8 protein-coding genes are annotated in these 11,894 nt (G+C 71.1%); 3 read left to right on the top strand and 5 right to left on the bottom strand.

The window, feature by feature from the left end:
• From ACZ6J5_RS35385 to ACZ6J5_RS35375, 3 genes are all read right to left on the bottom strand, one after another.
• Window positions 1-855: carbohydrate ABC transporter permease (locus ACZ6J5_RS35385; RefSeq protein ID WP_469398055.1), on the bottom strand; the 855-nt coding region annotated here is incomplete at its 3' end.
• Between the two features lie 3 nt (window positions 856-858).
• Window positions 859-1,863, bottom strand: a complete 1,005-nt coding sequence (locus ACZ6J5_RS35380) for a carbohydrate ABC transporter permease (RefSeq protein ID WP_469398054.1) — start codon at window positions 1,861-1,863, stop codon at window positions 859-861.
• A 135-nt stretch (window positions 1,864-1,998) separates the two neighbouring features.
• Window positions 1,999-3,345 carry an ABC transporter substrate-binding protein gene (locus ACZ6J5_RS35375; protein WP_469398053.1) on the bottom strand — a complete coding sequence of 449 codons (1,347 nt, stop codon included), beginning with the start codon at window positions 3,343-3,345 and terminating at the stop codon, window positions 1,999-2,001.
• 406 nt (window positions 3,346-3,751) lie between these two features.
• On the opposite strand from ACZ6J5_RS35375, the gene ACZ6J5_RS35370 reads away from it, so the two are divergent.
• Window positions 3,752-4,846, top strand: a complete 1,095-nt coding sequence (locus tag ACZ6J5_RS35370) for a LacI family DNA-binding transcriptional regulator (protein WP_469398052.1) — start codon at window positions 3,752-3,754, stop codon at window positions 4,844-4,846.
• Between the two features lie 140 nt (window positions 4,847-4,986).
• Here ACZ6J5_RS35370 and ACZ6J5_RS35365 read toward each other — a convergent pair whose 3' ends face one another.
• Both ACZ6J5_RS35365 and ACZ6J5_RS35360 read right to left on the bottom strand, forming a co-directional pair.
• A complete protein-coding gene (locus ACZ6J5_RS35365) occupies window positions 4,987-6,759 on the bottom strand; it encodes a glycoside hydrolase family 6 protein (RefSeq protein ID WP_469398051.1) in 1,773 nt (590 codons plus the stop codon).
• Window positions 6,760-7,257: 498 nt separating this feature from the next.
• Window positions 7,258-8,169, bottom strand: a complete 912-nt coding sequence (locus ACZ6J5_RS35360) for a poly-gamma-glutamate hydrolase family protein (RefSeq protein WP_469398050.1) — start codon at window positions 8,167-8,169, stop codon at window positions 7,258-7,260.
• Between the two features lie 322 nt (window positions 8,170-8,491).
• Here ACZ6J5_RS35360 and ACZ6J5_RS35355 point away from each other — a divergent pair, with 322 nt between their 5' ends.
• On the top strand, window positions 8,492-10,402 hold the full coding sequence (locus ACZ6J5_RS35355) for a glucose PTS transporter subunit IIA (RefSeq protein WP_469398049.1): 1,911 nt from the start codon (window positions 8,492-8,494) through the stop codon (window positions 10,400-10,402).
• Window positions 10,399-11,874: a 6-phospho-beta-glucosidase gene (locus ACZ6J5_RS35350; protein WP_469398048.1), complete on the top strand. Its 1,476-nt coding sequence runs from the start codon at window positions 10,399-10,401 to the stop codon at window positions 11,872-11,874. The genes ACZ6J5_RS35355 and ACZ6J5_RS35350 overlap by 4 nt, the downstream gene beginning before the upstream one ends.
• The last annotated feature ends 20 nt before the right edge of the window (window positions 11,875-11,894 follow it).

The following is an 11,894-nucleotide window of genomic DNA, read 5'->3' as shown; positions in this document are numbered from 1 at the left end:
CGCCATCGCGGGCCGGGCCACCGGGAACACCACGTGCCACACGATGCGCAGCGAGTGCGCCCCGTCCATCCGGGCCGCCTCCACCAGCTCGACGGTCAGCACCACGGCCTGGTCGACCGTGTGGTTGCCCGCGCCCAGGCCCGCGAGCGCCACCTGGAGGGTGGGACTGCCGTCCGGGGTGAGCGCGATGAAGGGCCAGAAGAAGTCGTTCCACGCCTGCACGAAGACCAGCATCCCGAGCACCGCCATCGCGGGCCGGGCCACCGGGAACACCACGTGCCACACGATGCGCAGCGAGTGCGCCCCGTCCATCCGGGCCGCCTCCACCAGCTCGACGGGCAGCGCCTCCACCAGGTACTGGCGCATGAAGAACACCCCGAACGCGGCGACCAGCGAGGGCAGCACCACCGACTGGAGCTGGTCGACCCAGCCGAGGTCCGTGATGATCCGGTACAGCGGGATCACGCTGAGCTGCGGCGGGACGGTCATCGTCGCGACCACCAGCGTCAGCAGCGCGCCACGCCCCTTGAACGGCAGCTTGGCGAAGGCGAAGCCGGCCAGCGTGGCGAACAGCACCGTGGACACGGCCACCAGCGAGGCGACCACCGTCGTGTTGACGAGGGCCTCGCCCATGTCCACCTGGTTCCAGGCGAACGACAGGTTGTCGAAGAGGCGCGGCCCGGGCAGCAGCGGCGCGGGCGCCTCGACGACGCGCTCCCCGCTGTGCGAGGCGGCGACGAGGTTCCAGTACAGCGGGAAGAGCGAGAAGAGGGCGGCGGCGCCGAGCAGGACGTAGGTCAGCGGACCCGCGTGGTGCTGCCGGCCGGCCGTCGGCCGGAGAAAGGTTCGGGCCATGGGTCAGCTCCCCGGCTTCGTGCGGTGCGAACGGGTCAGGAGCGCCTGGACGCCCCCGATGAGCAGCAGGATCAGCAGCATCACCCAGGCGATCGCGGAGGCCTGCCCGAGCGCGCCGGTGACCCAGCCCTTCTCGTACATGAGCAGGCTGAGGGTCTGGAACTGGTTGCCGCTGCCGCCCGCGACGCCGACGCTGCCGCCGTACAGCATCGGCTCGCCGAAGAGCTGGGTGGCGCCGATGGTGGAGACGATGACGGTGAAGAGGATGGTGGGCCGGATCGACGGGACCGTGACGCTGAGGAACTGGCGCCACCGGGACGCCCCGTCGAGCGCCGCCGCCTCGTACAGGTCCCGCGGCACGGCCTGCATGGCGGCCAGGTAGATGAGGGCGTTGTAGCCGGTCCAGCGCCAGATCACGATCGTCGAGATCGCGAGCTGCGCGGGCCACTTGGACGCCTCCCAGTCGACCGGTCCGAGCCCGGCCCAGCCGAGCAGGGAGTTGATCATCCCGTAGTCGGTGTTGAAGAGCTGGGCGAAGACCAGGGTGGCCGCCGCGATGGAGGTGGCGTACGGGGCGAGGACGGCGACCCGGAAGAAACCCCGGGCGCGCAGCCGGTAGTTCAGCAGGTGCGCGAGGCCGAGCGCCATGAGGAGCTGGGGGACGGTCGAGATCACCCCGATGGTGAAGGTGTTGGCCAGCGCGTTCCAGAAGAACTCGCTGGTGGCCAGGTCGGTGTAGTTCGCCAGCCCCTTCCAGCGCGCGTCGCCGCCGAGTTCGACCCGGTGGAGCGAGAGCCAGCCGGTGTAGAGCAGCGGGAAGAGTCCGAAGGCGGCGAAGGTGAGGAAGAAGGGGGCGACGAAGGCGTACGGGGTGGCCTTCAGGTCCCAGCGGTAGAGCCGGGTCCGGCGGGCCGCGGCGGCGGGGCCGGTACGGCGGGACGGGACGGGGGAGGGCGGTGCGCCGGGCGACGGGGAGCCGCCGTCCCCCGCCCGAAGGGAGGTGGCCACGAGGGCGTCCTTCCGGGTCGGTGCGTGCGGGGTACGGGGAGTACGGGAGGTGCGAGGGGCACGAGGGGCAGAAGGGGCACGTGAGGTGCGAGGTGGGGGCGGCGGCCCGGGTGGGCCGCCGCGGGCCCGGGGCTCCTACTGGTCGATCTTGTCCTCGGCCAGCTTCCGGACGTTCTCCCACGCCTTCGCCGGGTCCGTGCCGCGCTGTTCGATGTCGAGGATGCCGTTGTCGGTGAGGAAGGTCTTCAGCTGCCCGTCCCAGCGGCTGATCGGGGCGGGCCGGATGTTCGCGGCTGCGGTGGCGAAGATCTCGCCGACCGGGGTGTCGCCGAAGTACGGCAGTTTGGCGCCGACCACGGCGGGGGAGCTGAGCGTGCCCTTCGTGGAGGGGATGTTGCCGTTCACCGCGAAGACCTTGGCGTGCTGTGCCGGGGCGGTGAGCCAGGCGGCCAGCTTCGCCGCCTCCTCCGCGTGCTTGCCGGACTTGGGCACGGCGAGGAAGGAGCCGCCCCAGTTGCCCGCCACCGGGGGCGCGGCGATGTCCCACTTGCCCTGGTTGGCCGCACCGGCCTGGTCCTTGATGATGCCGGTCATCCAGCTGGGGCAGGCGACCGTGGCGAACTTCTCGTTCTTGAAGGCGGCGTTCCAGGTGCCCTTCTCGTCGAACTGGCGCAGTCTGGCGGTGAGTCCGCCCCGCGCCGCCGCGACGGCGGTGTCCCAGGCCTTCTTCACGCCCGGGCTGGTCTCCCAGGCGAGTCGCCCGCTCGGGTCCGCGTACTGCTCCGGCTCGCTGGAGATGACGGCGTTGAACAGGCCGCTCGCCGAGTCGTGGAAGGACGTCCCTGCGGGCGCCTTCCTCTGGTACGTACGGCCGGTCTCCAGGAACTTCGACCAGTCGCCGGCCCAGAGCCTGCCCACCTCGGTCCGGTCGGTGGGCAGCCCGGCCTTGGCGAAGAGCTCCTTGTCGTAGCAGATGGCCATGGGGCCGATGTCGGTGCCGAGGCCGATGACCTTGCCGTCGGAGGTGGTGGCCTGCTTGACCTTCCAGTCGAGGAACGCGCCGAGGTCGGCGCCGCCGGTCCTGGACAGGTCGACCCACTTGCCGGCCATCGACGGGCCGGTGGCCTCGGCGATGTAGCCGACCTCGATCGCCTGGATGTCGGCGAGGCCGCTGTCGCGGGAGAGGCGCAGCTTGAGGGTGTCCCAGTACTTCTGGCCGTCGGCGACGTTCGACTCGACGATCTTGATGTCGGGGTGCGCCTTCTCGTACTCGGCGTAGAGCTTGGCACCCGTCTTGTCGTCGTAGCCGAACGAACCGAAGGTGCCGATCCGCAGCGTGATCTTCCCGTCCGCGGCGGCGTCCGGCCCGTCGCCGCCGCAGCCCGTGAGCAGGGCCGTGCCGGCCGTCAGGGCGGTCACGGCGGCGAGCACGGTACGGCGGCGTCCGCGGCCGGACGTCCGTCTGCTGCTGGAAGTGCGCATTCCACTCTCCTCGTCCAAGGTGGTGCCGGTTGTGCGCCAAGGGGTACGGACGGCTCTCGCGGCCCGGCCGGTGTGCCGGCGTATCGCCGTACCCGTGTGTGGGAGCGCTCCCACGTCGTCGTTGCCGGAAGGTTCCTGCCTGGCGGGTGCCGGTGTCAAGACACGTGCGCGGATTGGACGTTGGGCGGGCGCGCGGGTCGCCCCGGGGGTCCGAGGCGCGGGCCCTTCTCGTGGACCCGTCCCCTGGACCACCGCGTGGACCGCCCCCTGCGTCGGCCGGATTGGGAGCGCTCCCAGGTCGTGGCGGCCGAATCGGGCCCGGTCCTGCCGGGACCGCCGGTCGTGGCCTATCTTGACCAGATCGGCGCATGGGGGCCGAGGCCCGCACGAGGGGAGTACGAAGACCGTGAACGGACGGCAGAGTGGCAGGCCCACGCTGGAAGAGGTCGCCGCCAGGGCCGGGGTCGGCCGGGGCACCGTGTCCCGCGTGATCAACGGCTCGCCCCGGGTGAGCGAACAGGCCCGCCAGGCCGTCCACCGCGCCATCGAGGAACTGGGCTACGTGCCCAACCAGGCCGCCCGCACCCTCGCCGGCAGCCGCACCGACGCCATCGCCCTGGTGATCCCCGAGACCGAGGCGCGGCTCTTCGCGGAGCCCTACTTCCTCGACATCGTCCGGGGCGTGAGCGCCGAACTCGGCGATGCCGACAAGCAGTTGCTGCTCACCCTGGTCCGCACCGAGCGGGAGCGGCAGCGTTTCGCGCAGTACCTCGCCGCCCAGCGCGTGGACGGGGTCCTGCTCACCTCCCTGCACGCCGACGACCCGCTGCCCGACCTCGTCGACGCGCTCGGGCTCCCGGTCGTCCTCGGCGGCCGGCGCTCCGCCGACGAGCCCGCCGCCTACGTCGACTCCGACAACACCGGAGCGGGCCGCGCCGCCGTCGCCCACCTCGCCGAGCGCGGGCGCCGCAGGATCGCCACGATCACCGGTCCCCTCGACATGTACGCGGCCCGGGCCCGCCTCGACGGCTACCGCGAGGGCATCGCGGCGGCCGGTCTCGCGCCCGACGAACTCCTCGTCGCCACGGGCGACTTCACCGAGGAGGGCGGCCGGAGCGCGATGCGCGGGCTGCTGCTCCGCGCCCCGGACCTGGACGCGGTCTTCGCCGCCTCCGACGTCATGGCGGCGGGCGCGCGCGGCGTCCTGCGCGAGGCGGGCCGCCGGGTCCCCGAGGACGTGGCCCTGGTCGGCGTCGACGACTCGGCGGTGGCCCGCCTGATGGACCCGCCGCTCACGAGCGTGCGCCAGCCGATCGAGGAGATGGGCCGCACGATGGCACGGATGCTCCTCGACCGGATCGGGGGGACGGGGGACCAGGCGGCGGGGGCGTCGGCCGAGCCGAACGGTGCCGTGCCGTCGATGCCGGCCTCTGCCTCGGTCCCGGTCCCGGCGCGGGGAAGCGTGCTGCCGACGACGCTCGTGCGGCGGGAGTCGTCGTGAGGTACGGGCGGCGGCGGAACCGATGACGGGTCCCGGCCCGGTCCTCGGCTGCCGGGGGCGCGGGCGCCTGTCCGCGCGCGTGGGTGCGGCCCGGCTGAGCGGGGCGGACGGGGGCGGGGCACGGGGCCCCGCCCCCGTACTCACAGCGCCGGGTGGGCGTTCCTCATGAGCTCCTGGAACTGGGCGGAGAACCACTGGCCCGACAGCGGCGCGTCCGGAAGTGCCCCGGACATGCTGTTGCCGTTGCGGGCGTTGCCGGTGTACGTCGGGTCGCACATCCGGTCGAAGCCCTTGCCCTGGTTGTTCGGGATCTCCTTGCTCGCTCCGTCGGACTCGCCCGGGGGCTTCATCCAGACGTACGCGTCGATGCCGGCCGCCGGGGCCGCCTGGGGCCGCTCGCCGAGGCCCGCTCCGGACTGGTTGCACCAGTTGCCGAGGTGGATGCGCCGGTCGTAGCGCCCGCCGTTCACGTAGGTGTCGACGCTGGTCGTGGCCCCGGGGCCGGTGGGCCGGGCGGTGCCTCCCCAGCCGTTGCGGGAGGTGTCGATCAGCATGCCGATGCGCGGGTCGAAGCCGATCGAGACGAGCCGGTCGCGCATGGCCTGGGCGTACGAGAGCTCGTCGGTGTAGCGGTTCCAGTCCACCCACTTCGACTGGCGCACCGAGACCCCGTTGACCGAGTCGCCGATCGCGAAGTGGTCTTCCTTGAGGGCGCTGTAGTTGGCGGTGTTGACGATGAAGCCGTGCACGTCGGCGACGGTCGAGCCCTCGGCGGTGGCGGCGGTTCTGAACAGGTCGGCGGAGGGGCCGAGGTTGTCGTCCCAGCCGAGCCAGCCGTGGTGCCCGGCGTCCACGTAGTTGTAGACGTTGGGGATGGCGCCCAGCGTCTTCAGGGCGTAGCCGACGCCCTTGACGTAGTTGCCGTTGGCCTTCATCACGTCGCAGTTGGCGGTGGCCGTCGGGCGGCCGGAGACGTTGGTGACGAGGTTGGGCAGGGAGTCGATCTCGACCGTGGTGACGATCCTCAGCCCGGCGTACGCGGCGTCGCCGAGGATCGCCGCGATCGGGTCGATGTACTGGGTCCGGTAGCGGTCGATCTCGGTCGGCCCGAGCTCCCCGTTGGAGGCGAGGGCCGCGCAGTCGCGGCCCGGCAGGTTGTAGATCACGAGCTGGACGACGAGCTCCCCGGCGCCCTTCTGGCGCAGGGCCTCGTCGAGGTGGGCGCGCAGGCCCATCGAGCCGGCGGACCCGCCGATGGCGGCGATCCGGTCGAGCCAGACGCCCGTGGGCTGGTGCGCCACCCGGCTCCCGCCCGGCTCGGCCGAGGCTTTGGCGGACCACTCGGGATTCACGTACACCTTGGCCCCCGCGTAGGGGTTGTCGACCCGGCTCCCGGCCGGCGGTGTCGTGGGCGGCGGGCTGGTGGGCGGGGTGGTCGGGGGTGTGGTGGGCGGGGCGGTCGGGGCGGTGCCGTTGCAGACGACGCCGTTGAGGGTGAAGGTGCCCGGGACGGCGTTGGTGCCGCTGTAGGAGCCGTTGAAGCCGAAGGAGGCCGAACCCCCGGTGGACAGGGCTCCGTTGTAGGACACGTTCTTCGCGGTGACGGCGGCGCCGGACTGCGTGATCGTGGCGTTCCAGCCCTGGGTGACCTTCTGGTCGCCGCCGAAGGACCATCCGACGGTCCAGGCGGCGAGCGGGTCCCCGGTGTTGGTCACGGTCACGTTGGCGCCGAAGCCGGTGTTCCACTGGCTGGAGATCTGGTAGTCGACCCGGCAGCCCGGGGTGGCGGCTCGGGCGGCGCCCGTGCCGATGACGGTCGCGGTGGTGCCGGTCGCGGCGATCAGACCGAGCGCGGCGAGCAGGGCGGTACGACTGGTGGAGCGGCTGGTGGAGCGGCTGGTGGAGCGGCTCATGGGGGTGTGACCCCTTTCAGTGTCCGTTCGGGGTGCGCGGGGATACGCGCGGCCCGAAGCCGAATGCGAGGGGGGTGCCGTCGTACGGGGTGGTCCGGAGCCGCCGCGGGTGCGGGCCCGGGTGCGGATTCGGGTGCGGGTTCGAGTACGGGTTCCGCTGCGGAGACGGGGGATGTCGCATGAGCGAGTCCTTCGGCGGGGGCACGGCCCTGACGGCGTGCCGGCGGAATGGAAGCGCTCCCACTGGTGGGGCCAGACCGTAGCGTCAACCGACTCCGAGGAAAAGAGGCACCGGCGGATTCGCCGGCCGATCGCATTCGACTCTTCGCGCGTCTTGACGGCGTGTCGCCGATTCTGCACAGTGGGAGCGCTCCCACTGGTTCAGTTCCTGACGGTGTGCCTTGTGCGGTGCGCCGTGCACGGCCCGGGACCGGGCGGACCCGCGGGAGGGCCCGCCCGGTCCCGGTCTCGCTCCCGGTCCCGGAGGTTTCGGACGGATCAGGAGGCCGTGAACTTCGGGTCGAGGCCGAGCTCGTGGTTCCTGACGGCTTCGCGCACGCCCTTGACGAAGCCGTTCCAGAAGTGGTCCGCGTACGGGCTCGCCGTGCTGGGGACGCCCGCCGTGGTGCGGCGGTTGTCGGCGCCCGAGAAGGTGCCGAACATCGCCTCGCGCAGCCCGGTGGACAGCTCCAGCTGGGCGCCCGCGCCGGTCCGGGTGCGGTTGACGATGTTGGCCGGGTCGTCGCCGTTGATCGGGTCGTCGGCGCCCGCGACGACGACGCCGACGCTCCGGTCGGCCCCCGGTCCGGGGGAGGTGATCCCGTTCGCCGCGAGGGAGGCCAGCAGATTGCGCTTGAGACGCTCGTCCCGGCCGCCGATCACGATCTTCCGCTCGGCGGAGTCGAAGCCGTGGAGGGAGACGGCGTACAGGTTGTTCGCGCACACCGCGAGCGCGGCGGGGTCGTCGCAGTGGGTGGAGGTCACGTGCTGGGGGCCCGAGTTCTTCAGCGCCTCGAACATCCAGAAGTCGCGCTGCGGTTCGCCGGGCACCGCCGACACGGCCGGGTCGGTGTCGTACGCGAAGGGCCGGTAGCCCGCGACGGCCATGCACAGCTCGCTCGTGCCCGCCTCGATGCCGCCGCCGTGCGGGGCGAGGACGGCGGTGCTGCCGACGGGGAGGCTGCCGGCCTTCGCGTTGTCCGAGACGGCCGGCGCGCCGAGCCGGAAGCGGCGCATCCAGTCGGTGCCCTCCAGGTGCGCGGTCTTGCTGTAGAGCTCGGTGTTGGAGCCGTACGTATCGGCCGCCGCGGCAGGTGTCGCGCCGCTGCCGGCGATGGCGTTGAGCGTGGGGAGGGCCGCCGCCGCGGCGACGGCGGTGGCGAGGACGGAGCGTCGGCTGGTGTTCTTCATGCCGCCGATCTTGCCCGGGCCCCGTACGGAGGAGGCCGCCGGGGGGCCCTGAGCATGACAACGAACGGCGGTACTCGGGCATCCGGACGCGCGTACCGTTTTTGCGGTCCGGTCATGGGGCTTATAGGGTGACATGCGTATCTATCCGGATATCGGGCTTGTTACTCGCAAGAGGCAATACTCGAGGTCGGAGCGTCCGCTTCGTCTCTGACGTGTTGCCTCTTTTGGTTTGTCGCGCCGGCCACCGGGAGAAGCTGGGTCCGCCCAGTCACCCCAACCGAGTGACCCGGTCGACGGCCGGGAGTGCAGAGAGACCAGCATCGTGACTGAGCCAGTCCGCGACTACCCCAAACTCGCACGCGACATCCTCGAACGTGTCGGCGGCCCCGAAAACGTCTCACGGGCCAGCAGGTGCGCCACCCGGCTGCGCCTGGTCCTCGGAGAGGTTCCCGCCGACGCGAAGGAACAGATAGCCGCACTCCCCGGTGTGATCACCGTGGTCCAGACCGCCGGGCAGTTCCAGGTGGTCATCGGCTCCCACGTGGGGGAGGTCCACGAGGAGTTCCTGCGCATCGCCCGGACCGACGAGGCCACCGACGCGGGGGCCGAGAAGCAGTCGGTCGTGAACCGAGTGATCGCGACCATGTCCGCGGTGTTCGCACCCTTCATCTACATCCTGGCTGCCGCCGGCATCCTCCAGGGCGGCTTGATCCTGGCCAAACTGGGCTGGCCGGCGTTCGAACAGAGCGGCACCTTCGAGGTGCTCTCCTTCATGTCGTGGACGCCCTTCACCTTCCTGCCCGTGTTCATCGCGATCACGGCGTCCAAGCACTTCAGGACCAACACCTTCATCGCCGTGGTGTGCTGCGCCGCGATCATGAATCCCAGCTGGGCCGCGATCGCCGCGCGCATCGCCGAGGGCGAAACCGTCACCTTCGCCGGCATCGGCCTGAGCGAGACCGTCTACACCAGTTCGGTCCTGCCGCCCCTGCTGCTCGTCTGGGGTCTGTCCTATCTGGAACGCTTCCTCTCCCGCCACCTGCGGGGCACCGCCGAGCAGCTCCTGACGCCGCTGCTGTGCCTGCTCGTCATGGTTCCGCTGACCCTGCTCGTCATCGGCCCGCTCAGCGCGGGCGCCGCCGACGGAATCGCCAACGGGTACAACGCCCTCGTCAAGGCGGCACCGCCGGTCGCCGCCGCACTGATCGGCGGCGCCTGGCAGTTCGCCGTGATCTTCGGGGTCCATTGGGGCGTCACGCCCATGAACCTGTCCAACTTCGCCCGTTTTGGCGAGGACTCCTTCCAGGCGTTCCAGACCGCCGCCGTCATCGGCCAGGTCGGCGCGGCCTTCGGCGTCTTCCTCAAGTCGCGGGACAAGAAGCTGCGCGGGGTGGCCGCCTCGGCGACCGCCACCGGTTTCTTCGGCATCACCGAGCCCGCGATCTACGGGGTCACCCTGCGGCTGAAGAAGCCCTTCCTGATGGGGTGCGTCGGCGGAGCCGTCGGCGCCGTCGTCATCTCCCTCTTCGGTGCCCGGTACTACGCCTACGCCGGTCTGCCGGGCCCGCTGACCATCGTCAACGCCGCCAAGCCCGGCACGAACTCCCTGCTGTGGCAGACGGTCGGCTGCCTCACCGCCTTCGTCGTGTCCGCGGCGCTCGTCTACCTCGTCGGCTTCAAGGAGCCCCGCGACGCCCGGGACCCGCAGGACACCGGTGGCGGGGGCGATCGGCTCGCCACCGCCTCGGTGCCGGCCCAGGAACCGGCCCCGCTCACCGTGGCCTCCCCGGTGAGCGGCGCGATCATCCCGCTGGCGGAACTGCCCGACCCGGTCTTCTCCTCGGGCGCCATGGGCCAGGGCGTGGCCGTGGAACCGACCGATGACCGGGTCCACGCGCCGTTCAGCGGCACCGTGGTGGCCCTGATGCCACACGCCGTCGGGCTGCGGGCCGACAGCGGGATCGAACTGCTGATCCACGTCGGCCTGGACACGGTCAAGCTCAACGGCCGTGGCTTCACCCCGCGGGTTCAGCAGGGAGACCGGGTCAAGGCCGGTGAACCGCTGCTGGACATCGACCGCCGCGCCCTCGTCCAGGCGGGCTACCCCCTCACCACCATCCTGGTCGTCACCAACAGCGGTTCCTACGCCGATGTCATCGCCGAGACGGATGTCTCCGTCCGCCGCGGCGACCCCGTCCTGACCGCCCTGCGGACCGCGCCCGTCACCGCATGACCCGTCACCGCATGATCAAGGAGCAGACCATGAACGCGTTCCCCGGCGAATTCCTCTGGGGCGGCGCCGTCGCCGCCCACCAGCTGGAAGGCGGATGGGACCAGGGCGGCAAGGGCCCCAGCGTCGTCGACGTCCTCACCGCCGGAGCGCACGGCGTACCGCGGCGCATCACCCGGAACGTCGAGCCCGGCGAGTTCTACCCCAACCACGAGGCCATCGACTTCTACCACCGCTTCCGCGAGGACGTCGCGCTCTTCGCGGAGCTGGGACTGAAGTGTTTCCGCACCTCGATCGCCTGGACCCGGATATTCCCCCTCGGCGATGAGACCGAGCCCAACGAGGAGGGCCTACGTTTCTACGACGAGCTCTTCGACGAGTTGCTGGCACACGGCATCCAGCCCGTGATCACCCTCTCGCACTTCGAGATACCGCTGCACCTCGCGCGTGAGTACGGCGGCTTCCGCAACCGTAAGCTGGTCGGCTTCTTCGAGCGCTTCGCCCGGGTGTGCTTCGAACGCTACGCGTCCAAGGTCCGCTACTGGATGACCTTCAACGAGATCAACAACCAGATGAACACCGACGCCCCGATCTTCCTGTGGACCAACTCCGGGGTGAGCGTCGAGCCCGGCGAGGACGCACGGGAGGTCATGTACCGCGCCGCTCATCACGAGCTCCTCGCGAGCGCGCGGGCGGTCACCGTCGGCCACGAGATCGATCCCGGACTGAAGATCGGCTGCATGATCGCGTCCGTCCCGGTCTACCCCCTGTCGTGCGACCCGGACGACATGATGGCGGCGCAGACCGCCAACCACTCCCGCTACTTCTTCAGCGACGTGCACGTGCGCGGCCACTACCCCGGATACGCGCTGAAGGAGTTCGAGCGCCAGGGCTGGGACGTCGGGTTCCAGGACGGCGACGCGGAGATCCTGGCCGCCGGCACGGTGGACTACATCGGACTCAGCTACTACATGTCGGTGGCCGTGCGGGCGGCGCGGGACAAGGACCTCGACGAGGCCAACGTCGTCTCCGGCGGTCTGCCGGGGGCGGTCGCCAACCCGCACATCGGGGCGACCGAGTGGGGCTGGCCGATCGACCCGGTCGGCCTGCGCTGGACGCTCAACGCGCTCTACGAGCGCTACGACCTTCCGCTGTTCATCGTGGAGAACGGTTTCGGCGCGGTCGACGAGCCCGAGGCGGACGGGTCGTTCCACGATCCGGAGCGCATCGACTACCTCCGCCGTCACGTCGAGCAGGTCCGGCGCGCCGTCCTGGAGGACGGGGTGGACGTGATCGGCTACACCCCCTGGGGCGTCATCGACCTCGTCTCGTTCACGACGGGTGAGATGAAGAAGCGGTACGGCATGATCCACGTGGACCGTGACAACGCGGGTAACGGCACGCTGGAACGCAGCCGCAAGACCTCGTTCACCTGGTTCAAGCGGGTCATCGCCAGCAACGGAGCCGAACTCTGAATCGGGTTGCCCGACGGTGT

The sequence above is a fragment of the Streptomyces sp. NPDC042100 genome, assembly GCF_055582325.1.
The sequence above is the reverse complement of the archived record's forward strand: the minus strand, read 5'-3'. Positions and strand labels throughout refer to the sequence as shown.